This is a genomic window from Actinomyces sp., from assembly GCF_030524025.1.
Lineage (GTDB): Bacteria > Actinomycetota > Actinomycetes > Actinomycetales > Actinomycetaceae > Actinomyces.
The window spans coordinates 29307-52162 of sequence record NZ_JAUNHI010000002.1 but is presented as its reverse complement, the minus strand read 5'-3'; the positions used below and the strand labels follow the sequence as shown (position 1 = coordinate 52162).

The window sequence follows — 22856 nt, the reverse complement described above, 5'->3', positions numbered from 1 at the left end:
GGCCCGCGCCCCGCCCGCGCCCGCCGGCCCCGGGGGGGGGGGGGGGGCCCCCCACCCCCGCCCCCCCCCCCGCCGCAGGGTCGTCCTGGCCGCGGGAGGAGCCGGGGCCGCCGTCCTGGCCGGGGGGATCCTCCTGAGCCGGTGCCGGCCGGGCGCGGGGCCGCGGGCCACGCCGACCCTGTCGGCCACGGGCGCCTCACCGAGCACCGGCGGCACCGGCGACTCCGAGCAGTTCCGTCCGGACTACCACTACAGCCCGCCGCAGGGACACCTCGCCGACCCCAATGGCCTGGTCCTCTACGACGACGAATACCACCTCTTCCACCAGCAGGACGGCACGTGGGCCCATGCCGTCAGCCCGGACATGGTCCGCTGGACGACACTGGGCACCGCGCTCGAGCACGACTCCCTGGGCCTGGCGATGTCGGGCAGCTGCGTCGTCGACGGGGCCAACACCTCGGGGCTCGTGCCCGGGGGCGGCCTCATCGCGGTCTACACCTCGACCGAGGGAGGCGAGGCGCAGTCGTTGGCCTACAGCGGCGACAGGGGGCGCAGCTGGCAGCGCTACGCGGACAACCCCGTCATCCCCAACGACGGGGCCACGGACTTCCGCGACCCCAAGGTCTTCTGGCACGAGGACTCCGGGGCCTGGGTCATGGTCGTCTCGGCGGGGGACCACGTGCGCATCTACCGCTCGGCCGACCTCATCGGCTGGGAGCACGCCAGCGACTTCGGCCAGGGCTTCGGCTCGCACGCTGCCGTGTGGGAGTGCCCCGACCTGTTCCCCCTGACCGACGGCTCCACCGGGGAGACCCGCTGGGTGATGACCCTGTCGGTCGGCGCCAACGAGGAGACCGGTGGCTCGACCGCCCAGTACTTCATCGGGGACTTCGACGGCAGATCCTACGTGCCCGAGGACGAGCTGATCCGCTTCACCGACGCCGGCCAGGACTTCTACGCCGCCCAGAGCTTCGAGCACGTCGAGGGGCGGCGGATCTGGCTGGCCTGGATGGGCAACTGGGACTACCCCTACTCCCTGCCCACGGGGGACTGGCGCGGCGAGATGAGCATCCCCCGCGAGCTGTCCCTGGGCACGCGTGACGGCACGAGGACCCTCCTCCAGTCCCCGGTGCCCGAGCTCGACTCCCTGCGGGGCGAGGCGCTCGACATCTCGGGTCTCAGCGCCACCGACGGGGTCACCGACCTGGGGACGGGGCGCGTCGTCGAGATCGACCTCGTCCTGGACGTCTCCCAGGCTGAGCAGGCCTGGCTGAGCCTGGCCCGCGGGGAGGTCGGTGGCGACCTGGAGGAGGTGCGGGTCGGCGTCGACCTCGTGGCCGGTGTCCTCTTCCTCGACCGTACCGACGGCGGTCTGGGCCGTATCGAGGGCGGGCAGGACGGCGAGGAGGTCGACTTCGCGCTGCGGCGGGAGGTGGGCTACCGGCCGGTGGACGGTCGTGTCCGCCTGCACGTCTACCTCGACCGCTCCAGCCTGGAGGTGTTCGTCGACGACGGCGCGCCGGTGGGCACCTTCCTCGTCTTCACCGACCCCGGTGCCCAGGGCCTGGCCCTGGGCGCCACCGGCACCGCCCACATCGTCTCCGGCGCCCTCACCTCCCTGTCCGCGGTCCTGTGAGCTGGGGCGCAGACGGCGAGCCGGGCCGGCCCGGGCCACTGGCTCGGACCGGCCCGGCAGCGGGGGCCGACGGGCGTCGCAAGGGGCTACTCCAGCCTGGCGGGACGCACGTCCCCACCGTTGGAGCGGGACAGGTTGGCCGGTATGTGGCCGAATCCGCCCAGCCCGCCGTCGCCGTAGGTGCGGTCCACGGTGGTCGTGCTGCCCGAGATGAGGATCCTCACCGTCGGGGCCAGTGACCCGCCGCGCACCGGGCTCGCGTCGTGGTTGCCGCCGATGGAGTCGATGAAGGACTCCACCAGGCCGCCGGGCATGACGTAGTGGGAATAGGACTGGTAGGTGTATGGGCTCTGGTTCCAGTCCGGGGCGTAGGGTTTGCCCGGGTTGTAGTTGAGGTTGATCGGGTTGCCCAGGGCTATGCCGGTACTGTCGTTGAGGGGCTGGTAGTCCGAGCGCAGTCCGTTGCCGACGAAGCCGTAGACCCCCTCGGGCCCCATCATCCCCGAGGCATAGGTCTCCCGGTGGGAGATCGTGAACAGGTAGTACTTCCCGTCCTGGAAGTAGATCTGGGGACGTTCGGTCTGGTCGTTGACGCAGTTGCCGCTGAGCAGGGGTGGGAGATACTCCCATTGCGTCATCGCTTTGTTGGTCGCGCGGGCCAGGCCGACGTTGGCCAGCTGGTACCGTCCGCCCAGCTCATTGACCTCATCGACCGTCTCGGCCTGTGGATCACCCTCGTCATAGCCGAGGTCCTCGGCCTTGCACGAGGCCACCTCGGTGTTCTGGCCCGCCGCCGCGGCCTCGTCGACGTACTCGGGCTCGCGCACATAGGCCGTGTTGCCCTCGAAGACCATGTAGTCGGTCGTGTCGGCGGGGTTGTTCTGATCGCGGAAGGTGAAGGGGTCGCGGAAGTTGACGTTGGGGTTCTGGATCCGGGACTGGTAGTAGTGGCCGTCGGGGACGAGCAGCTGGTGCTGGTCGCGGAAGCCGGTGAACCACACGCCCTGGTCGTCGGCGTAGATCCGTCCCTCGGACTGCACGATCCGGGGGTCGTAGGGCTTGCCGGTGTCGCCCCCGTCGTCCCCGCCGTAATCGGAGTCGGAGCCCTCGTAGAAGGCCACTGAGGTGTAGAACAGGCGGATCTTGTTGTCGTCCATCAGCCGTGCCGAGCCCGACCACTCGGTCTGTGCGGTGAAGCTCTGGTCCTCGAAGATCGCGCCGGTGGCACCGTCGGGGAAGACGTGCCCGCCATAGATCCACTCGCCGTTGGAGGCCGTCGACCCGCCGGTCGAGGAGGTCTCCGTGCCGGCCTTGCGGTAGAAGTACCCGAGGCGGGCGTGGGTGTGGCGGTCGTCGAAGGTGTAGCCGGCGTGCCGGTCGGCCACGAGGGCGAAGATGACCTCCCAGCCGTTGTAGGACAGCTGGTTGGCGGCGTCGTCGGTCAGGGTCCAGGTGTCCCAGACCCACACGTCCTCGCTCGTGGTCGGGAAGCCGTCGGCGATCTCGGGCATCGTGTACTGCTCGGGCAGGGAGGACTCGCCGGAGGCGGCGTTGGGGTCCGAGATGCGCTGGATCTGCATGGCGTCGGCGCGGGTCCACTTCGCTGTGAACTCCGCGTCGACCGGGTAGGCCTCCTGGGTGTGGTCGGTGGCGTTGGGCCAACCGGGGTTGTCGGCCTGGAAGCCGGTGTCCTCCGCGGCCTGGGCGGCGTGGGCGGCCACGGTGGTCTCAGGGGTCGGGGTGGGCGTCTCATCGGCCACCGCCGTTCCGGCTCCCGACAGGAGGAGGGCGAAGGTCATCGCCGCAGCAAGTCGTCTGCGACGTGCTCTGCGCGGTGCGTGTGTCACGGGCGTCGTCACTTTCTTCGGAGGGACAGGGTGCACGCCGTGAGCCGGAATTGAGGTGATCTCCCGCATTCCACGGTAAAGAGTTAACGACGTCAACGGGACCCCCGGCCGGGCCGGGGACCCGACGGTCGGCCCTCCGGCGCTGCCTGTGATGGCCGCCATATCGCGGAATCCAGATAACAAGGCGTCGCCAAGTGAGATTCACCACAAGACAAGCGGGAGGGTTAGTGACTACTATCACGTGGTATCTCCGTGAGCTGGCGGTCTCCCGTCCCTGTCGGTTCGGCGGTCGGCGATTGTGCCGACCCTGTCCTATCGGAGATCCTGTGACTACTACGACCCTGCCCCTTACCAGACAACCAGCACGACGACTGCGGGTCGCGCGCCCCCTCGCGGCCCTGGCGGCCGCGCTGTGCCTGGGCATCGCGGCGGCCCCCGCCTCGGCCTCCACCCAGGCCACCGACTCCCTGCGCAACTCAGAGCTGAGCGCGCAGTCCCTCGCCGAGTCCATCGCCGGGCCCGGCGTCACCGTGGCCAACGCGACCTTCTCGGGCGACTCCGTCCAGGCCGGGACCTTCTCGGGACTGCCCGGTGACGGCAACGCCGTGACCCAGGGCGTGGCCCTGACCACCGGCTCACTCATCGACGCCGACCCCCAGGCCGACTCCGACGTCGACTTCTCCATCTCCTCGGTCCTGGGCCCCAACGACAAGCTGACCACCACCGGCGACCTGGGCGGGGCGGGCGACGAGGCCCTGGGGACCCTGTCGGGCGAGGACACCTACGACGCCGCGGTGCTCGAGTTCGACGTCACCGCCACCGACTCGAACTTCGTCCTGTTCTACGGCTTCGGCTCCGAGGAGTACGCCGGCGGCAGCTCGGTCAACCCCGACGCCTGGCAGTCGCGCGGCTACAAGGACGTCCTGAGCATCCAGGTCAACGGCACCGAGTGCGCCTACGTGCCGGGCACGCAGACCTCGGTCAACGCCGCGACCGTCAACGACACGACCAACACCGGCTACTTCACCTCCAACGTCTCGGGCCACTCCCCGGGGAGCATCGACGTGGAGTTCAACGGCTTCACCTCGGCGATGGCCTGCCAGGCCGCGGTGACGGCGGGTGAGACGGTGCATGTGCGCGTGGCCATCGCCGACACCCTCGACGGCCAACTCGACTCCACGGTGCTCCTGAGCACCCAGGGCCTGGGCTTCCTCAGCGCGCCGATCACCGACCCGTGCACGACCACCGGTGGGACGTGCAGCCTGCCGGGCACGGGCGCCGACCTGAGCACCGACCCCAGCACCGACCCCGGTGACGACACAAGCGCGTCCCCGGGTTCGGGGGCGGATGACGGCACGGCGACGGCCACGGTGCTCGACGCCCGGGCCACCGCCAGTCCCAAGGTGACCCAGGTCTCGGCCTCCTCCAGCAACGGGAGCCTGGCGCGCACCGGCGCCCACGCCCTGGCCTGGAGCCTGGGGGCGCTGGGTCTGCTGGGAGCCGGGGGAGTCCTGCTCCTCGCGCGTAGGCGCCGCCAGGGCTGAGCGCCCGCCGCGGCCGGCACAGACGCCCGGGGCTGCTCCAGGGGTGCGGACTCCTGGAGCAGCCCCGGTGTCATCCGGTGATCTCGAAGCCCGTGGTCTCCAGGGCCCCGGGGCGCAGGTCGGTGACCGTCACCCGGCTCACCGAGGCCCAGCGCGGCCCGTGGTGGAGCCAGGTGAGAAGCCGGGTGACCTTGGGGGCGGGGCCCTGGGCCATCACCTCGACGTCGCCGTCGGGCAGGTTGCGGACCTGGCCGACCAGGCCGAGGTCCTGGGCGGTGTAGGCGCAGTGGAAGCGGAAGCCGACGCCCTGGACGGTGCCGGAGACCAGGGCGTGGACGCTGCGGATCGGTGCGGGGGGCTCGGCGCCCGTCTGTGTGCTCATGGACGTGCTCATGGACACATCGTCTCAGCCATGCCGCGCCCGCGGGAGCCGGTCGGGCGAGCCGCAGCGGCCCCGTACCCTGGGTCCATGCGCATCGCCACAGTCAACGTCAACGGTATCCGTGCCGCCGCCCGCAAGGGGATGGGGCAGTGGATCGCCCAGGCCGCACCCGATGTCCTGCTCCTCCAGGAGGTCCGCGCCGAGGAGTCCATCGCCGCCGACCTCCTGCCCGGGTACCGCACCGTCGTGTGGCCCTGCCGCATCAAGGGCCGTGCGGGGGTCGCCGTGGCGGTCCCCGAGGACGGGGCGGTGACCATCGGCGCCGTGCGTCGAGGCGTGGCCGCAGCGGGTCAGCCCGAGCCCGACGTCGACTCCGGCCGCTGGCTCGAGGCCGACCTCAGCGTCGAGGGCCCCGGCGGATCCGTCGAGGAGCTGACGGTGGTCTCGGCCTACCTCCACTCCGGGCAGCTGGGCACCGAGAAGATGGAGCAGAAGTACGCCCACCTCGAGCTGGTCGGCGCACGCCTGGCCGAGCTGCTGGCAGGCGCCGCCGACGGCCGTCAGGCGCTGATGGCCGGGGACCTCAACGTCGTGCGCTCCGAGCGGGACATCAAGAACTGGCGGCCCAACCACAACAAGATCGCGGGCGTCATGGATGAGGAGATCGCCCACCTCGAGAGGTGGTTCGACTCCGGCTGGGTCGACGTCTCGCGCCACCTCGTCGGGCCCGAGGAGCAGGGCCCCTACACGTGGTGGTCCCAGCGCGGCAAGGCCTTCGACAACAACACCGGCTGGCGCATCGACTACCAGGTCGCCACCCCCGCCCTGGCCGAACGGGCCGAGGCGGTCTCGGTGGCCAGGGCCGCCGACTACGCCTCGCGCTGGTCCGACCACGCCCCGCTCGTCGTCGACTACCGCCTGGGCTGATCGCGCCGGGCGCCTCGGTGGCGTCTCAGTAGCGGATCGCGTCGATCGGCCGGATGCGCACGGCCACGACGGTGGCCACGACCGACTCGAGCATGATCGAGAAGAAGATCCGTCGGCTCGTCACCCCGAAGGAGCGGCGCACCCCGATCTCGTGTATGCCTTGGCGCACGGTCACCATCGAGATATTGACCAGCCCCAGCGCGTCGAGGAAGCCCTGGGACACGAGGAAATGCTGCGGGGCGGCGGCTCAGCGCAGGCGGCCGGCGGGGGCCGAGGGCGTTGCGTCGAGGAAGGCCGGGGCCCGCAGACCGGTACGGGCGTAGGCCTTGACGACGGCGCGGGCCACCGCGTCCACCTCCTCGGCGTCGACCAGGGCGATGGCCGAGCCGCCGAAGCCGCCCCCGGTCATCCGGGCGCCGTGCGCGCCGGCGGCACGTGCCGCCTCGACCGCGGTGTCCAGCTCCAGACCGGTGCACTCATAGTCCACCCGCAGAGACTCGTGGGAGCCGTCCAGCAGCTCCCCGACGCGCCCGAGCACCTCCCCGCGCAGCGGCTGCCCGGAGCCGAGGATCTCCACGAGGGCACGGGTACGCTCGATCTCGGTGACGACGTGCCGCGTGCGCTTGACCAGCTCTGCGGCGTCGGGCTCGCCGCTGTCGGCCAGGCGTCCGAGAGCGGTCTGCAAGTCTGCGGGGGACAGCTCGGCCAGAAGGTCGACCCCCAGGATCCGCGCTGCCTTCTCGCAGGCGGCGCGACGCGCCCCGTACTGCCCGTCGGACAGGGAGTGCTCGGCCCTTGTATCGATGACGAGCAGGGACAGGCCCTGGGAGGCCAGGTCGAAGGGGACGTGGCGCACCGACCCGTCACGGCAGTCCAGCTCGAGGGCATGGCCGGCGCGGCAGCGCAGTGACCCGGACTGGTCCATCCCGCCGGTGGGCGCGCCCGCGACCTCGTTCTCGGCGCGCACGCACGAGGCGACCAGGCGGGCCCGCCCGTCGTCGTCGGGCTCCTCCAGGCTGCCGGCAAGCCCCAGGGCGTTGACCTCGTCCAGGGCCACCGCCGTCGAGGCCTCGAGGGCCGCCGAGGACGACAGCCCGCCGCCCAGCGGCACACAGGACACGAGTGCGGCGTCGAAGCCGGAGACCGTGCCCAGCCCATCGTGCTCGAGGGCCCAGGCGACCCCGACGACGTAGGCGGTCCAGCTGTCGACCTGTCCCGGGCTGCCCACGGGGCCGATGGCGTCGAGGTCGAGGACCTCCACGGACTGCGGGGCCCGGCTGGACACGAGGCGCACGGTGCGGTCCTGGCGGCGTCGCAGCGCCAGGTGGGCGCGGTGGGGCAGGGCGATCGGCAGGGCCAGGCCGCCGTTGTAGTCGGTGTGCTCGCCGATGATGTTGACCCTGCCCGGGGCGTACCACACCCCGTCGGGCTCGGCGTCGAAGGCCTCGCGGAACAGGTCGGCGGCGGCCCCAGCCCCCTCGTGGGGGCCCAGGGCGGGGGTGAAGGCGGGGGAGTGGGGCTGGTCGGCGGACATATGCGGTCTCCTGTGCGCTGGTCTGAGATGGGCCGGGGGCCGGTTGCTAGGCGGCCACGACGATGGAGATGCCGGCGGCCTCGAGATGGCTGCTGGCCTCCTGTGGGGGCGGGGCGTCGGTGACGAGCGCCCCGATCCTCGAGGTGGCGCAGAAGGTGCGCAGCCCCAGGATCCCCCACTTCGAGGAGTCGACGACGGCCACGGTCGTGCGTGCCGCCGAGATGAGAGCCTCGTTGGTCGCGGCCTCGGTGAGGTTGGGCGTCATGAGACCGGCGTCGAGCGTCAGCCCGTGGGCGCCGATGAAGGTCCACTCCACCCGCATGCCTGCCAGGGCGTCGACGGCGACCGGCCCCACCAGGGCGTTGGAGGGTGTCAGCTCACCGCCGGTGAGCAGGACAGCGGGCGCGCTGAGGCCCTCGGCGCGGGCGGCGTCGGCGGCGTCGAAGAGGACCTGCCCGGCTGGCAGGGAGTTGGTCACGATCGTCAGCGTGCCCAGGTGCGGGAGCTGGGACAGGGCGTGGGCCACGGCCAGTGTCGTCGTCCCGCCCGACAGGGCCACGGCGTCCCCGGGGCGGACGAGGGCGGCCGCCGCGGCGCCGATGCGCTGCTTGGACTCGGGGCGCAGCTCGGACTTGGTCGTGAACCGCGGCTCCTGGCCCGCCGGGCCGGAGGCGACCGCCCCGCCGTGGACGCGCTCGACCAGTCCCTGGTTGACCAGCTCGGTGATGTCCCGGCGCACCGTCATCTCCGAGACGTCGAGCGCCTCGACGACGTCAGTCACCCGCACCCCGCCGGTGGCGGCCACGCGCTCGAGGATGAACTCCTGCCGCTGGCGGGCCAGCAGGGGTGTTGGCGGCTCCTCCACGGGAGGCGCCGCCGAGGAGGCGCGGTGGGCGGGACGTGAGGCCATGCGCGCATTGTGCCAGACCAGCCCGAGAATCACACAAGCTCGCACATGCTCGCTCATGTTCGAACAACGATGGTCCGGGGTCCGGGGTCCGGGTCGGTGGGTGCGGGCCGGGGCCGGTGTGCGTCTGCGCCCACCAGCGGCCGACTACGATAGGGTCGCGTCGGTGCCATGGCGCCAAGCCGTGGTGCGCGCCCCACCGAGGCCGGTGGTGCGCGACGGCCCTCAGGACCTCTGACGCGCCTCCACCGACCGCCCTCCGACCAGTCCGGTGTCCTCGCGGCGCCGTGCACGAGACCCCGAAGGACCTCATGGACCTTCCCACGCCCTCCGCCACCGAGCGCGTCCTCGGGCTCACCATCGCCGTGCCCGAGCCCTGGGCCGGGCAGGTGCGCCGTGTGCGTCTCGACGCCGGGGACCCCCTGGCTCGCACGGTGCCGCCGCACATCACCCTCCTGCCACCCACGCTGGTGCCGTGCGCCCATCTCGATGAGGTCGTCGCGCACGTGGGCCGCGTCGCGTGCCGCACCAGTCCCTTCGAGGTGCGGGCCGCGGGGGCGCGCACCTTCCGTCCCGTCAGCCCGGTGGCCTACCTCGCCCTCGTGACCGGGGCCGCCCAGGTCGACGCCCTTCAGCGCGAGCTGCGCAGTCCCGAGGGGCCCCTGGCGGGCCCGCTGCGCTTCCCCTTCCACGCCCACGTCACCCTGGCCCACATCGACGACGACGAGGCACTCGATGCCGCCCAGGCGGCGGGCAGGACCATCGACGCCCTCTTCACGGTCGAGCAGATCCACCTCCACCTCCTGGAGGGCGACGTCTGGCGGCCCCTGGCCGCCCCGAGCCTGGGCGCCCTCGAGGGCGTCGCCCTTGGCTGATGCAGGCGCTCAGACGGCTCCTCGAGCTAGCAGCGCGGCTGCGCGCCACCCGTGCGGGACGTGCCCTGGGCCGCTACTCGACGGGCAACGGCGCTCTGCTCGCCGGAGGCATCGCCTACACCGGGCTGTTCTCGGCCTTCGCCGCCCTGGCCATCGCGGTCTCGGCCCTCATGGGCATGCTGCGCAGCCACGACGGGCTGCGCAGCGCCGTGCTCGAGACGGTCGACACGATGCTCCCGGGGGCCGTTGACGACGGCTCGGGCACGGGCCTGGTCACCCTCAATGAGCTGAGCGTGTCCTCGGCCTCCTCGGCACTCAGCGTCGGCGGCGTCGTGGGGGGTCTCGTCCTGCTCTACACCGCCACCGGCTTCATGGGGGCGCTGACCCAGGCGTTGCGGGCCATGTTCGGGCTCCTCGCGCCGGCCCATAAGCCGGTGATCGCCCAGCTGTGGAATCTCGTCGGCTTCGTCGTCGTCGTCCTGGGCGTCCTGCTGACCGCCATCGCCTCCCTGGCCACCGCGGCGGCCTCCTCACTGGCCGGCGACCAGACGTGGGTGCCTGCCTGGCTGGCCGGAGGGGGTACCCGTGCTCTGGCCATCGCTGTCTCGGCGGTCATCGACGGCGGCGTCCTTGCGCTCATCATCACGATCAGCGGCGTGCGCCCGCCACGACGGGACCTCGTCCTCGGCTGCCTCCTGGCGGCCGCCGCCTTCGGCGTCATGAGGCAGCTGGGCACCGGAGCGGTGGCCTCGACCGCGGACAACCCGCTCCTGGCCTCGGCGGCCACCGTGGCCGTGCTCATCGTGTGGCTCCACCTGGCCAGCCGGATCGTCCTGCTCGTGGCGGCCTGGATCGCCAACCCTCCGCCGGCCCACGTGGTCCGCGGCCCCGAGGAGGACCACGCCGGAGAACGCCCCAACTACATGACCCTCTCGGTGCCCCAGACCCTGACCTGGACGGTTCAAGACACCGAGCCCCCGGACACCGAGCCCCCGGACCCGGCCGCCTCACCGAGATCGGGACTTATGACACCTCGAGATCGGTAGATATGGCACGGTCGGGCGGGGGAGCGTCGGTCAAGCCTGGTGGGGCGGGTGCCGGGCCGGGGATCGGGGGCGGCGTGGGGCTGGGTGGCCTTGACGCGCTCGCCCGGTTCGTTGAGGTCGAGCGCGAGGGGGCGGTCCTCGTTGCCGCAGGCACACCGACCGTCCGGCCTACCGGTCAAAGCCGGCCGGCCCACCCCGCGTCCCCCAACCCCGGGAATCAATCATCTAGCCTGACCGCTGTGAGCCAGAGCCCGCAGACCCAGGTGTCCGACCGTCCCATCCACGCGATCATCCCCGCCGGAGGCGCGGGCACCCGTCTGTGGCCGTTGAGCCGGCGTCACCGCCCCAAGTTCCTGCTCGACCTGACCGGGGCGGGCAGGACGCTCATCGAGGCCACCGTGGCGCGCCTGGCGCCGGTGGCCGCCACGACCACCGTGGTCACGGGCGTCGCGCATGTCGATGCCGTGCGCGCCCAGCTGCCCGGACTGCCGGAGGACCACATCCTGGCCGAGCCCTCGCCGCGGGACTCGATGGCGGCCATCGGCCTGGCGACCGCCCTCATCGCGGTCAGGCACGGCCGCCACGCCCTGGTCGGCTCCTTCGCCGCCGACCAGACCATCGCCGATGAGGACGCCTTCGTCGATGCCGTCCGCCAGGCGGCGGCCCTGGCTGAGGCGGGCTGGCTCGCCACCATCGGGATCGAGGCCGCCGGTCCCTCGACCGCCTTTGGCTACATCCACGCCGGCGCCCCGACGCGCGTGCCCGGCGCCCCCGACGGGCGCACGGTGCTCGGCTTCACCGAGAAGCCCGATGCCGCCACCGCCGCCCGCTACCTGGCCACCGGGGACTACCGCTGGAACGCGGGCATGTTCGTCGTGCGTGCCGGCGTGCTCCTCGACCACCTGGCCCACCACCACCCCGAGCTGGCGGCAGGGGTCGAGCAGATCGCCCGGGCCTGGGACACCTCGCAGCGTGAGGCGGTGCTCGCGTCCAGGTGGCCCGGTCTGGAGCGGATCTCCATCGACCACGCCATCGCCGAGCCGGTGGCCGCGGCCGGGGGAGTGGCCACCGTTCCGGCCTCCATGGGCTGGGACGACGTCGGCGGCTTCGACGCCCTGACCGAGCTCGTCGCCCCCCGCGCGCACGGACCGGCAGCGGGCGCGGCGGTGCTCGACGACCCCGCCGGGGACGGGCAGGGAGCGCCGGTGACCGCCCTGGACTCCCAGGGCGCGCTGGTGGCCACCACGGGCGGGCGCACGGTCGTGCTGCTGGGTGTGCCCGGCCTCGTCGTCGTCGACACCCCCGATGCCCTGCTCATCACCACCCCCGAGCGCGCCCAGGGCGTCAAGGAGGTCGTCGACGCGATGAGGGCGCAGGGGCGGGAGGACCTGCTCTGAGGGCGCCGCAGGGGCGGCGGGGCGGCCCGCGGGGCACGTGGGGCGGACAGGTCGGCGGAGCGTCTATCCTGGTCCAGTACGTCGGCGCACCGTCGCGTCGAACGACCCACCCGTCCACATCCCCCATGGAGAACTCGCTGTGAAGAAGACATACTCCGCCCTGGCGCTCGGCACGGCCGCCGCTCTGTCCCTGGCGGCCTGCGGTGCCGCCCCGAGCGACTCCGCCACGGACTCTGGCGCATCCTCGGACTACATCGCCTGCATGGTCTCCGACGAGGGCGGTTTCAACGACCAGTCCTTCAACCAGTCCGGCAAGGAGGGCCTGGACCGGGCCAAGTCCGAGCTGGGCATCAAGACCATCACCGTGGAGTCCAAGTCCAACGCCGACTACACGACGAACATCGACTCGCTGCTCGACCAGAACTGCGACATGATCATCGGCGTGGGCTTCAAGCTCGCCGACCCGATCACCGCCGCCGCCGAGGCCAACCCGGAGGTCGACTTCGCCCTCATCGACTCGACCTTCGGCTCGGAGATGGACAACGCCAAGCCCCTCATCTTCAACACCGCGGAGGCCGCCTACCTCGCGGGCTACGCGGCGGCCGGCACGACCAAGACCGGCACCGTGGCCACCTACGGCGGCCTGGCCATCCCCACCGTCCAGATCTTCATGGAGGGCTTCTACCAGGGCGTGACCCGGTACAACGAGGACAACGGCACCTCGGTCAAGGTCCTGGGGTGGGACCCGGCCAACCCGAGCACCGGCGCCTTCGTCGGCGATTTCTCCAACACCTCGAAGGCCCAGCAGCTGACGGAGGGCTTCCTGTCCCAGGGCGCCGACATCATCCTGCCGGTGGCGGGCAACGCTGGGGCCGGGACGATCTCGACTGTCCAGGCCGCCGGCGGCGACCTGGGCATCATCTGGGTGGACGCCGACGGCTACGAGTCGACCGAGGGCGGTTCCTACATCATGACCTCCGTGGTCAAGGAGATCGGCGCCGCCGTCTACGACACGATTGAGCAGACCGTTTCCGGGGAGGGATTCTCCTCCGAGCCCTACATCGGCAACGTCGAGAACTCCGGGGTCTCCATCGCCCCTTACCACGAGTGGGAGTCCAAGGTCCCGGCCGAGGTCCAGACCAAGGTCGAGGAGCTCGAGCAGCAGCTCATCGACGGCTCTCTCACGGTGACCACCCCCTACGATCCGTCCTGAGCCCGGGCCGGGCGGAGGGCCCGCAGGCCGCCGTCGTCTTCTCGGGCGACGGCGGCCGCTACCCTCCCGGCCAACGCCCCGCACCACCGCAGACCCCCAGGAAGCGAGCCGCTCGTGTTGCTTGAGCTCCGTGGGATCACGAAGACCTTCGGGCCTCTCGTGGCCAACGACCGCATCGACATCACTGTCGAGCCCGGCCAGATCCACGCCCTACTGGGCGAGAACGGCGCCGGCAAGTCGACCCTCATGAACGTCCTGTACGGCCTGTACGCCCCCGACGAGGGCGAGATCCTCATTGACGGCTCCCCGGTGACCTTCTCCGGCCCCGGGGACGCCGTGGCCGCGGGGATCGGGATGGTCCACCAGCACTTCATGCTCATCCCGGTGTTCACCGTCGCCGAGTCGGTGGCGCTGGGTTACGAGCCGGTCGGCCCCGCCGGGATCATCGACCCCCGGGCCGCGGCGGCCAAGGTCAAAGAGATCTCGAGCCGCTTCGGCTTCGAGGTCGACCCCCGGGCCTACATCCGGGACCTGCCCGTCGGCGCTCAGCAGCGAGTCGAGATCATCAAGGCGCTGTCCCGCGAGGCCAAGGTCCTCATCCTCGACGAGCCCACCGCGGTGCTCACCCCGCAGGAGACCGACGAGCTCATCTCCATCATGCGCGACCTCAAGGCCGCGGGGACCTCGATCGTCTTCATCACCCACAAGCTGCGTGAGATCCGCGAGATCGCCGACACGATCACCGTCATCCGCCGCGGCAAGGTCGTGGGCACCGCCGAGCCGACCGCCTCGGCCTCCGAGCTGGCCGGCCTCATGGTCGGCCACGAGGTCTCGCTGCGGGTCGACAAGGAGGAGGCCAAGCCCGGGGAGGTCGGGCTGGCCCTCCACGGTGTGAGCGTCCTGGACGACGGCGTCCTCCTCCTCGACGACGTCGACCTGGAGGTGCGTTCCGGTGAGATCCTTGGGGTGGCCGGGGTCCAGGGCAACGGGCAGACCGAGCTCGGCGAGGTCGTCTTGGGCCTGACGGCGCCGCTGACCGGCACCGTCAGGCTCGGTCAGGCCGACGCCACCGGCATGAGCGTCCACGAGCGCCTCGGCTCGGGCCTGGGCTTCGTGCCCGAGGACCGGTCGACCGACGGGCTCGTGGCCGGCCTGTCCATCGCCGAGAACATGATCCTCGACCGCTACGACGACCCCGTCTTCGGCCGGGGCCCCTCGCTGAGCCCGGCGAAGGTGCGTGCCAACGCCGAGCGGTTGCGCGAGGAGTTCGACGTGCGCGTCACGGACGTCTCCGACCCCATCTCGACCCTGTCGGGCGGCAACCAGCAGAAGGCGATCCTCGCCCGCGAGCTGTCCCGTCCCCTCAAGGCCCTCGTGGCCTCCCAGCCCACGCGCGGGCTGGACGTCGGCTCCATCGAGTTCGTCCACAAACGCCTCGTCCAGGAGCGCGACGCCGGCGCCGCGGTGCTCATCATCTCCTCCGAGCTCGATGAGATCTACTCCCTGTCCGACCGCATCGCGGTCATGTACCGCGGGCGGATCGTCGGCGTCGTCGGCCCCGACACCCCGCGCGACGTCCTCGGGCTCATGATGGCCGGAGCGACCCTCGACGAGGCCCTGGCCCGCACCGACCACGACGCTCCGGCCGATGAGGCCGGGCCGAGCACCCCCGAGGAGGACCGATGAGCGAGCCGACCACCCCCGCGGCAGCGGCCACGACCAGTCGGGAGGAGACGACCGGCTCAACGGGCGGTCAGGCCGACCGCACCGGACCCTCGCTGCTGCGCCAGGTCGCCGAGTCCTCGGCCCTCATGGGTGTCCTGGCGGTCGTCACCGCCCTCATCCTCGGCTCGGTGCTCGTGCTCATCGCCGACGAGGACGTGCGCACCACCGCCGGCTACCTCCTGGCCCGCCCATCGGACTTCCTGGGCGCCGTGGGCACCTCGCTGACCGAGGCGTACTCGGCGCTGCTGCGCGGCTCGCTGTTCAACTGGCAGGCCGCCACGCCCACCCGCATGCTGCGCCCCATCACCGAGACCCTGACCGTGGCGACACCGCTCATCCTCTCGGGCCTGGGGATGGCGCTGGCCTTCCGCGCCGGCCTGTTCAACATCGGTGGCCAGGGCCAGATCATCCTGGGCGCCATGGCGGGGGGCTACGTCGCCTTCGCCTGGAACCTGCCCGCAGGCCTCCACCTCATCGTCGCGATCCTCGCCTCGATCCTCGGCGGGGCCGCCTGGGGCGCGATCCCGGGGATCCTGCGCGCCACGACCGGGGCGAGCGAGGTCATCACGACGATCATGCTCAACTCGGTGGCCGGTTACCTCCTGGCGCACGCCCTGACCACCGAGGCCTTCATCGGGGAGGGCAACGCCAACCCCCAGTCCCTGCCCGCGGCGGACTCCGCCCGCTATCCCCTCCTGCTCGGGTCGGGCTTCCGGCTCCACCTGGGCTTCCTCATCGCACTGGTGGCGGCAGTCCTCGTCTGGTGGCTCCTGGAGCGCAGCCAGTTCGGCTTCCAGTCCCGGGCGGTGGGCCTCAACCCCGACGCCGCCCGGACCGCCGGGATCAACGTGCCCCGCGTCACCGCCGTCGTCATGATCGTCTCCGGTGCCCTGTGCGGCCTGGCGGCTACCGCCCCGGCCCTGGGCACCGAGCACATCCTGACCGGCTCGGTGGCGGGGTCGATCGGCTTCGACGCGCTGACGGTGGCGCTCCTGGGACGCTCGACGCCCCTGGGCACGGTCCTGGCGGGCCTGCTCTTCGGTGCGCTGAGTGCCGGGGGCAAGACGATGCAGGCCGCCACCGGCACGCCCATCGACATCGTCCTCGTCCTCCAGTCCACCATCGTGCTGTTCATCGCGGCGCCGCCGCTGGTCCGGGCCATCTACCGTCTGCCGGCGCCCGGATCGTGGAAGCGCCGCCGCACGACCCCGACCGCCGTCGCCCAGGAGGCCTGAAACATGACCGCAGCCACGCAGTCCCTCCGCAGCCCCCGGTCGGAGGGCGGCCGGAGCGCCGGCGAGCCCTCGCAGGCCGTCCTGCGCCGGGAGCCGATGGACCTCAAGCTACCGGTGGCGGGTCTCCTCGTCGTCCTGCTGTCCCTGATCATGGCCGCCACCGCTGACGGCGAGACGACCTTCAAGCTGTCGACCTCCGCCGACCTCCTCCAGGTCACCAACCCCGTCCTGCCCTCCCGCCCGACCCTGCTCGTCCTGGCACTCGCGGCGGCAGCGTTGAGCGTGGTCGCCATCACCCGAGCCCACGCCCGCAGGCCCGTCCCAGCATGGCTGGGACTGACCCTCGGCCTCGTCTTCGCCCTGGGCTTCCTCACCTGGGCGGGCGCCGGCCGCGACTCCGTCATGCCGCTGGTCACCATCCTCAGCTCGACGCTGGCCCTGTCCGTGCCGCTGGTCTTCGGCGGGCTGGCGGGAGTTGTCGGCGAGCGCAGCGGCACGATCAACATCGCCATTGAGGGCCAGCTCCTGGGCGGGGCCTTCCTGGGCGCCGTCGTCGCCTCGACGACGAGGAACCCCTGGCTCGGCATGCTCGCCGCGCCCCTGGCCGGCGTCATGGTCGCCCTGCTCCTGGGCCTGTTCGGGCTGAAGTACCGGGTCAACCAGATCGTCGTCGGCGTCGTGCTCAACGTGCTCGTCCTGGGCGTGACCGGCTTCCTGTTCTCCACGGTCCTGACCCAGGACCCCGGGCGCCTCAACTCCGCCCAGCGGCTGCCCACCCTGGCCGTGCCGCTGCTCTCGGAGATCCCCCTCATCGGTCCGGTGCTGTTCCGCCAGACGATCCTCATCTACCTCATGTACCTGGCGGTGGCGGTGCTGTCCTTCATGCTCTTCCGCTCCCGCTGGGGGCTGCGGATGCGGGCCTGCGGCGAGCACCCCAAGGCCGCCGACACGGTGGGCATCAACGTCATGCGCACCCGCATCAACAACCTCGTGCTCGGCGGCGCGCTGGCCGGGCTGGGGGGAGCCTTCTTCACCGTCGGCTCCGGCCTGGCCTTCACCAAGGACATGTCGGCGGGCAACGGGTACATCGCCCTGGCGGCCATGATCCTGGGGGCGTGGAGGCCCCTGGGCACCCTGTACGCCGCCCTGCTGTTCGGCTTCGCGACCTCGATCGGGCAGACCCTGTCGGTGGTCGGCTCGCCCATCCCGGCCAACCTCATCCTCATGATCCCCTACGTCGTCACGGTCCTGGCCGTGGCCGGCTTCGTCGGCAGGGTCCAGGCCCCCGCCGCCGAGGGAGTGCCCTACCCGTGACCCCGCAGATCGAGGAGATCGAGGAGTCCGTGTGGCAGCGTCTGCACGAGCTGGCCATGGAGGCGATGAGCCGGGCCTACGTGCCCTACTCCCACTTCCCGGTCGGCGCCGCGGCCCTTGTCGAGGACGGGCGCCTGGTGTCGGGGTGCAATGTCGAGAACGCGGGCTATGGGGTGACCTTGTGCGCCGAGTGCGGCCTGGTCTCCGAGCTCGTGCGCACCGGGGGAGGGCGGCTGCTCGCCTTCGTGTGCCTCGACGCCCGCGGGTGCGCCTGCGCCCCCTGCGGACGCTGCCGCCAGCTGCTCAGCGAGCACGCCCACCCCGCCATGGTCTTGGCCATGCCCAGTGGTCGGACCGGCATCGACCAGGTGCTGCCCGACCGGTTCACCGAGGCCGACCTCGCCGCCGTCCTGGGCGCAGCCGACGACCGGCATCCGGGCGTCGGCGGTCGGCATCCGGGCGCTGACCGCGGCCACCACCCAGGACCGACACCCCCAGGAGCCCCGTCACCATGACACCCCCCACTTCCGTCGAGCCCTTCGACGCCGTCGAGGTCATCGCCGCCAAACGCGACGGCAGACGGCTGACCGACGAGCAGATCGACTGGGTCATCGCCGCCTACACCCGGGGCGTTGTCGCCGAGGAGCAGATGAGTGCCCTGGCCATGGCGATCTACCTCAACGGCATGGACCTGGCCGAGACCTCCCGCTGGACCGAGGCGATGATCCGCTCCGGGGAGCGCATGGACTTCTCCGGGCTGGGTCGCCCCACGGCCGACAAGCACTCCACCGGTGGCGTGGGTGACAAGATCACCCTGCCGCTGGCGCCGCTCGTCGCCGCCTTCGGGGTGGCCGTTCCCCAACTGTCCGGGCGCGGTTTGGGCCACACCGGTGGGACCCTCGACAAGCTCGAGTCGGTCCCGGGGTGGCGGGCCGAGATGAGCAACGACGAGCTGATGGCCGCTCTGGGGCCCCAGGGGCCGGGCGCCGTCATCTGCGCTGCGGGGGCGGGGCTGGCCCCGGCGGACAAGAAGCTCTACGCCTTGCGCGACACGACAGCCACTGTCTCCTGCGTGCCGCTTATCGCCTCATCGATCATGAGCAAGAAGATCGCCGAGGGAACCGGGGCGCTCGTCCTGGACGTCAAGGTGGGGTCGGGCGCCTTCATGACCACGGTCGACCAGGCCCGCGTCCTGGCCCGCACGATGGTGGACCTGGGCACCGCCGCCGGGGTGAGGACCCGCGCGCTGCTCACCGACATGTCGACCCCGCTGGGACGCACGGCCGGCAACGCCCTCGAGGTGCGCGAGTGCATCGAGGTGCTTGCGGGCTCCGGGCCGCAGGACGTCGTCGCACTGACCGTCGCCCTGGCCGCCGAGATGCTCGAGGCGGCCGGCCGGCCGGTCGAGGTCCCCGAGCTGCACGCCGCGCTGGCCGACGGCCGGGCCATGGACGTGTGGCGGGCCATGCTGCGCGCCCAAGGAGGGGACCCGGATGCCCCCCTGCCGGTCGCCCCCGAGACCGAGACTCTTGCCGCCGAGCGGGACGGTGTCCTGACGACCCTCGACGCGCTCGCCGTCGGGGTCGCCGCCTGGCGGCTGGGCGCTGGCCGGGCACGCAAGGAGGACGGCGTCCAGGCGGTGGCCGGGGTGGAGCTGCACGCCAAGCCCGGTGACGCGGTGCGTGCCGGGCAGCCGCTGCTCACCCTGCACACGGCGACCCCCGAGCGCTTCGAGCGTGCCCGCCAGGCCCTGGACGGCGGGGTCGTCATCTCCGACCCGGGCACACCGCAGGCCCAGGAGGCCATGGCCCGCCGCGAGGCCGGCGTGATCCTCGACCGGCTCGTATAAGCCCGCGCGACGCGGCTCGCCAGGGTCCCGCTCCCTCCGGTGGGTCAAGTCCCGGGGAGTCAATCGTCTAGGGTGGAGGCGTGAGAGACACGGGTGGACCCACTCCCGAGCCGATGCGCGCCGTGGTCCGCAGCTCTCGTCTGCGTGTGGGACCGGCCTGCGGGGCCACCGTCACCCTCACCCAGTGCGACTCGACGACCTGCGGGGCCGCCTGCATCCTCGCCGCTCGACTGTTGCGTGGCCTGGGACCCGGTGCGCGCGGACCGAGGAGCACGCCAGGCGGCCCGCCCGGGGCCGGAGGACCGCTGCCGGGCCGGGACCTTGTTGCGCGGCTGGCCCACCTCCAGCGGGTTGTCCAGACCCGGATGAACCAGCACGGGCTGGGCCTCCTGCCCTGGCCGAGCCGCCTGGGCTCGGCCCCGTGGTCCGTGGCGACGGCGATGACCCGGGCCTGGGACCAGGCCGGGACCGTCTACGTCGTGCGCCCTGTGCGCGACGAGGGGGAGCGGTGGCACCAAGCGGTCGAGCGGGTGCGTGCGCTCCTGGGGCAGGGCCTGCCCGTCATCCTGCTCGCCGGCGGTCCCCTGACCACGCCCCAGACCGCGCCCCAGACCGCGCCGGACAGCGGCGGGCCGGTCGGTCGCGCGCTGGGACGTGCCCTGAGCGCTGGCCCGGTGATTCCTCGCCACTACGTGCTGGCCATGCCCTGGGCGCTGATCGGCCGAACCGACCCGGGGGCCGGGCGGGTGCCCATCTACGAGCCCGGCTCCGGGACGGTCCGTGCCCTGGACCTGCTGGCCCCGCGGGCCCGACGGGGCCGCGGCCCCCGCGAGCTGGGCTCCTGGCCCCGGGTGCTTGCCCTCATTGCGCCCTGTGAGGTCGAGGACGCGTAACCTGAGTCGGTGCCCGACACGCGTCCCACGACGGGTCGCGCCCCAGGAGAGAGGACTCCCCATGACCACCCGCGCCCAGATCGCCGCGCTGATCGATCACACCCTGCTCAAGCCCGAGGCCACCGCCGAGCAGGTTGCGGCACTCGTGGCGCAGGGCGCCGAGCTCGGCGTGTTCTCCGTGTGCGTGTCCCCGAGCATGCTGCCCTGCCCGGTGCCCGAGGGACTGGCCGTGGCCACCGTCTGCGGCTTTCCCTCCGGTGCCCACTCCGCGCCGGTCAAGGCCGCCGAGGCGGCAGGCGCGGTGGCCGCCGGGGCCGATGAGGTCGACATGGTCGTCAACCTCGGGCTGGTCAAGGACGGGCGCTTCGATGCCGTCGAGGAGGAGATCCGTGCCGTCGCACAGGCGTGCGGCTCTTCCCTGCTCAAGGTGATCATCGAGTCGGCCGCGCTGAGCGACGAGGAGATCGTCGCCTGCTGCCGCGCCGCCGAGGCCGCCGGCGCCGGCTACGTCAAGACCTCGACGGGCTTCCACCCGGCCGGAGGCGCCTCGGTCCACGCCGTGGAGCTCATGCGCGCCACGGTCGGTGACCGGCTCGGCGTCAAGGCCTCCGGGGGTATCCGCAGCGCCGCCGACGCCCTGGCGATGGTGGAGGCCGGCGCCAGCCGCCTGGGGGTCTCGGCGACCGTCGCCATCCTCGAGGGGCTGGAGGCCTGACCCGGCGGCGCGGTCCGGGCGCCCGCCCGTCAGATGCCCAGCAGGCGGCGCAGGTCGGCGTGGATGGCCTCTAAGCGCCGGGCGGCCGTCCGGCGGGCGACGTCGACGGGCTCGTCGACGGCCACCGGCACGACGACCTCGCAGTAGCACTTGAGCTTGGGCTCGGTGCCCGAGGGGCGGATGACGACCCGGTCGTTAGACTCGGTGGTGAAGATGAGGCCGTCGGTGGCGGGCAGGCGTCCGCCGTTGCCGTCGGCCGCGCCATCGAGCATGTCGACGACCTTGGCGACCGGCGAGCCGCCCAGGCTCCGAGGCGCCCCGTCGGGGGTGCGCAGGCGGCGCATGGCGCTGGAGATGAAGGACAGGTCCTCGACCCGGACGCTCAGGGGGCTCGTGGCGTACAGGCCGTGCTCCCGGGCGAGCCGGTCGAGCAGGTCGATGACGCTGCGGCCCTGCTGGCCCAGAACCGAGGCGAGCACCGCCAGCCGCACCGAGGCCGAGATGCCGTCCTTGTCCCGCACCGCCGTCGGGTCGACGCAGTATCCCAGGGCCTCCTCGTAGCCGTAGACGAGGTCCGGCACGCGGCTGATCCACTTGAAACCGGTCAGGGTCGTGCGGTGCCCCAGCCCGTAGGCCTGGGCGATACGGCGCAGCAGACGGGAGGAGACCACGGAGTTGGCCAGCACCCCCGTGCCCGCGAAGGCCGCCAGCTCCGCCGCCTGCTGGCCCAGGAGCGCCCCGACCTCGTCGCCGGTCAGCTGGCGCCAGCCCCCGGCCGCACGCTCGTCGGGGACGGCCACCGAGCAGCGGTCCGCATCCGGGTCGTTGGCGATGACGAGGTCGGCGTCGACCTTGCGCGCCAGGTCCAGGGCCAGGTCGAGGGCGCCGGGCTCCTCGGGGTTGGGGAAGGCGACCGTCGGGAAGTCGGGGTCGGAGTCGAACTGCTCGGGCACGACGACGACGTCCTCGAAGCCCGCCCGGGCCAGGGTCTGACGGCAGATCCGGCCGCCGACCCCGTGCATCGCGGTCAGGACGATCCGCAGCGGCGCCGGTCCGCGCAGGCCGGTGGCGTGGGAGGCGCGGGCGATGTACTCCTCGACGATGTCCTCACCCAGGGTCGTCCACCCGGACTCCGGCATGGGGACCTGGGCCAGCGCTCCGACCCGGGCGATCCGCTCGGCGATGGCGGCGTCGTGGGGCGGCACGATCTGGGCGCCCTGGCCGTCGTCGGTGACGGCGCGCCCGCCGAGATAGACCTTGTAACCGTTGTCCTGGGGCGGGTTGTGCGAGGCCGTCACCATGACCGCGGCGTCGGCACGCAGGTGGCGCAGGGCGAAGGCGACGACGGGGGTGGGGGTGGCCCGGTCGAGCAGGAGGGCGGTGCCCCCCGCGCCGGTGACGACGCTGGCGGTGTCGCGGGCGAAGGCGCGCGAGCCGTGGCGGGCGTCGTAACCGATGACGACGGTGAATCCCTCGCCGACCACGTCGCGCAGGTAGGCGGCCAGTCCGGCAGCCGCCCGGATGACCACGACCCGGTTCATGCGGTTGGGTCCGCCGCCCAGCCGCCCCCGCAGGCCCGCCGTGCCGAACTGCAACGGGCCGCGGAAGGCCTCGCTCAGGGCGGAGGTCGCCTCCAGGTCGCCCTGGTCGTGACGGGCCAGGAGCCCGGACAGCTCGGCGCGGGTCGTGGGATCGGGATCCTCGGCGATCCACGCCGTCACCGCGGCGCCGAGGCCGGTGTCGACAGCATTGACGAGGGACTGGGTCATGGGCGTGACGCTACCGTGTCCTAGAGCCGAGGTGCGTTGAGCGTGATC

At 72.3% G+C, this 22856-nt stretch carries 18 protein-coding genes and 2 pseudogenes; 14 read left to right on the top strand and 6 right to left on the bottom strand.

Features of this window, described 5'->3' with window-relative positions; translation table 11 throughout:
- The coding region (locus Q4C85_RS01295) for a glycoside hydrolase family 32 protein (protein ID WP_303138830.1) at positions 1-1636 on the top strand (1636 nt) is incomplete at its 5' end.
- An 86-nt stretch (positions 1637-1722) separates the two neighbouring features.
- On the opposite strand, the gene Q4C85_RS01290 is transcribed toward Q4C85_RS01295, so the two are convergent.
- Entirely contained in the window at positions 1723-3435 is a 1713-nt protein-coding gene (locus Q4C85_RS01290; protein WP_303138828.1) for a glycoside hydrolase family 68 protein, read from the bottom strand.
- 374 nt (positions 3436-3809) lie between these two features.
- Here Q4C85_RS01290 and Q4C85_RS01285 point away from each other — a divergent pair, with 374 nt between their 5' ends.
- Positions 3810-5027: a choice-of-anchor L domain-containing protein gene (locus Q4C85_RS01285; RefSeq protein ID WP_303138827.1), complete on the top strand. Its 1218-nt coding sequence runs from the start codon at positions 3810-3812 to the stop codon at positions 5025-5027.
- Between the two features lie 70 nt (positions 5028-5097).
- Here the strand turns inward: Q4C85_RS01285 and Q4C85_RS01280 are convergent, their stop codons facing one another.
- Positions 5098-5409, bottom strand: coding sequence for an acylphosphatase (locus Q4C85_RS01280; protein WP_303138825.1), 312 nt, complete (start codon positions 5407-5409; stop codon positions 5098-5100).
- Between the two features lie 87 nt (positions 5410-5496).
- Here Q4C85_RS01280 and Q4C85_RS01275 point away from each other — a divergent pair, with 87 nt between their 5' ends.
- On the top strand, positions 5497-6336 hold the full coding sequence (locus Q4C85_RS01275) for an exodeoxyribonuclease III (protein WP_303138822.1): 840 nt from the start codon (positions 5497-5499) through the stop codon (positions 6334-6336).
- A 61-nt stretch (positions 6337-6397) separates the two neighbouring features.
- Here the strand turns inward: Q4C85_RS01275 and Q4C85_RS01270 are convergent.
- From Q4C85_RS01270 to Q4C85_RS01260, 3 genes and pseudogenes are all read right to left on the bottom strand, one after another.
- Positions 6398-6544: pseudogene (locus tag Q4C85_RS01270) on the bottom strand (FtsX-like permease family protein); the annotation flags it as partial.
- Between the two features lie 39 nt (positions 6545-6583).
- On the bottom strand, positions 6584-7870 hold the full coding sequence (galK, locus tag Q4C85_RS01265; RefSeq protein ID WP_303138820.1) for a galactokinase: 1287 nt from the start codon (positions 7868-7870) through the stop codon (positions 6584-6586).
- 46 nt (positions 7871-7916) lie between these two features.
- Positions 7917-8780, bottom strand: coding sequence for a DeoR/GlpR family DNA-binding transcription regulator (locus tag Q4C85_RS01260; protein ID WP_303138818.1), 864 nt, complete (start codon positions 8778-8780; stop codon positions 7917-7919).
- Between the two features lie 308 nt (positions 8781-9088).
- On the opposite strand from Q4C85_RS01260, the gene Q4C85_RS01255 reads away from it, so the two are divergent.
- From Q4C85_RS01255 to deoC, 11 genes and pseudogenes are all read left to right on the top strand, one after another.
- A complete protein-coding gene (locus Q4C85_RS01255) occupies positions 9089-9652 on the top strand; it encodes a 2'-5' RNA ligase family protein (RefSeq protein ID WP_303138816.1) in 564 nt (187 codons plus the stop codon).
- Positions 9652-10698, top strand: a complete 1047-nt coding sequence (locus Q4C85_RS01250) for a YihY/virulence factor BrkB family protein (RefSeq protein WP_303138813.1) — start codon at positions 9652-9654, stop codon at positions 10696-10698. Before Q4C85_RS01255 ends, Q4C85_RS01250 begins: the two co-directional genes overlap by 1 nt.
- A gap of 239 nt (positions 10699-10937) precedes the next feature.
- A complete protein-coding gene (locus tag Q4C85_RS01245; RefSeq protein WP_303138812.1) occupies positions 10938-12095 on the top strand; it encodes a mannose-1-phosphate guanylyltransferase in 1158 nt (385 codons plus the stop codon).
- A 139-nt stretch (positions 12096-12234) separates the two neighbouring features.
- Complete coding sequence (locus Q4C85_RS01240; protein ID WP_303138810.1) at positions 12235-13308, top strand: BMP family protein; 1074 nt, start codon at positions 12235-12237, stop codon at positions 13306-13308.
- A gap of 114 nt (positions 13309-13422) precedes the next feature.
- Positions 13423-14994, top strand: coding sequence for an ABC transporter ATP-binding protein (locus Q4C85_RS01235; RefSeq protein ID WP_303138808.1), 1572 nt, complete (start codon positions 13423-13425; stop codon positions 14992-14994).
- A gap of 125 nt (positions 14995-15119) precedes the next feature.
- Positions 15120-16268, top strand: a complete 1149-nt coding sequence (locus Q4C85_RS01230; RefSeq protein ID WP_368501397.1) for an ABC transporter permease — start codon at positions 15120-15122, stop codon at positions 16266-16268.
- Between the two features lie 96 nt (positions 16269-16364).
- The gene (locus Q4C85_RS01225) at positions 16365-17582 is read left to right on the top strand and encodes an ABC transporter permease (RefSeq protein WP_303139057.1); all 1218 of its coding nucleotides are present in this window, start codon (positions 16365-16367) and stop codon (positions 17580-17582) included.
- Positions 17579-17998 (top strand): annotated as a pseudogene (locus tag Q4C85_RS01220) (cytidine deaminase); the annotation flags it as partial. The gene Q4C85_RS01225 and the pseudogene Q4C85_RS01220, both read left to right, overlap by 4 nt.
- A gap of 95 nt (positions 17999-18093) precedes the next feature.
- Positions 18094-19431 carry a thymidine phosphorylase gene (locus Q4C85_RS01215; protein ID WP_303138805.1) on the top strand — a complete coding sequence of 446 codons (1338 nt, stop codon included), beginning with the start codon at positions 18094-18096 and terminating at the stop codon, positions 19429-19431.
- Positions 19432-19511: 80 nt separating this feature from the next.
- Positions 19512-20324, top strand: a complete 813-nt coding sequence (locus Q4C85_RS01210) for a hypothetical protein (protein WP_303138803.1) — start codon at positions 19512-19514, stop codon at positions 20322-20324.
- 61 nt (positions 20325-20385) lie between these two features.
- Positions 20386-21039: a deoxyribose-phosphate aldolase gene (gene deoC / locus Q4C85_RS01205; RefSeq protein WP_303138801.1), complete on the top strand. Its 654-nt coding sequence runs from the start codon at positions 20386-20388 to the stop codon at positions 21037-21039.
- A gap of 29 nt (positions 21040-21068) precedes the next feature.
- Here the strand turns inward: deoC and Q4C85_RS01200 are convergent, their stop codons facing one another.
- Positions 21069-22808, bottom strand: a complete 1740-nt coding sequence (locus Q4C85_RS01200; RefSeq protein ID WP_303138799.1) for a phospho-sugar mutase — start codon at positions 22806-22808, stop codon at positions 21069-21071.
- Positions 22809-22856: the final 48 nt, after the last annotated feature.

What these genes read in the sequence shown, in the direction of transcription:
- Q4C85_RS01225 (WP_303139057.1), top strand. Translation starts at nt 16,365, where the DNA reads ATGGACCTCAAGCTACCGGTGGCGGGTCTCCTCGTCGTCCTGCTGTCC.
- Q4C85_RS01250 (WP_303138813.1), top strand. Translation starts at nt 9,652, where the DNA reads ATGCAGGCGCTCAGACGGCTCCTCGAGCTAGCAGCGCGGCTGCGCGCC.
- Q4C85_RS01275 (WP_303138822.1), top strand. Translation starts at nt 5,497, where the DNA reads ATGCGCATCGCCACAGTCAACGTCAACGGTATCCGTGCCGCCGCCCGC.
- Q4C85_RS01255 (WP_303138816.1), top strand. Translation starts at nt 9,089, where the DNA reads ATGGACCTTCCCACGCCCTCCGCCACCGAGCGCGTCCTCGGGCTCACC.
- Q4C85_RS01280 (WP_303138825.1), bottom strand. Translation starts at nt 5,409, where the DNA reads ATGAGCACACAGACGGGCGCCGAGCCCCCCGCACCGATCCGCAGCGTC.
- Q4C85_RS01290 (WP_303138828.1), bottom strand. Translation starts at nt 3,435, where the DNA reads ATGACCTTCGCCCTCCTCCTGTCGGGAGCCGGAACGGCGGTGGCCGAT.
- galK (WP_303138820.1), bottom strand. Translation starts at nt 7,870, where the DNA reads ATGTCCGCCGACCAGCCCCACTCCCCCGCCTTCACCCCCGCCCTGGGC.
- deoC (WP_303138801.1), top strand. Translation starts at nt 20,386, where the DNA reads ATGACCACCCGCGCCCAGATCGCCGCGCTGATCGATCACACCCTGCTC.
- Q4C85_RS01200 (WP_303138799.1), bottom strand. Translation starts at nt 22,808, where the DNA reads ATGACCCAGTCCCTCGTCAATGCTGTCGACACCGGCCTCGGCGCCGCG.
- Q4C85_RS01215 (WP_303138805.1), top strand. Translation starts at nt 18,094, where the DNA reads ATGACACCCCCCACTTCCGTCGAGCCCTTCGACGCCGTCGAGGTCATC.
- Q4C85_RS01230 (WP_368501397.1), top strand. Translation starts at nt 15,120, where the DNA reads ATGGGTGTCCTGGCGGTCGTCACCGCCCTCATCCTCGGCTCGGTGCTC.
- Q4C85_RS01260 (WP_303138818.1), bottom strand. Translation starts at nt 8,780, where the DNA reads ATGGCCTCACGTCCCGCCCACCGCGCCTCCTCGGCGGCGCCTCCCGTG.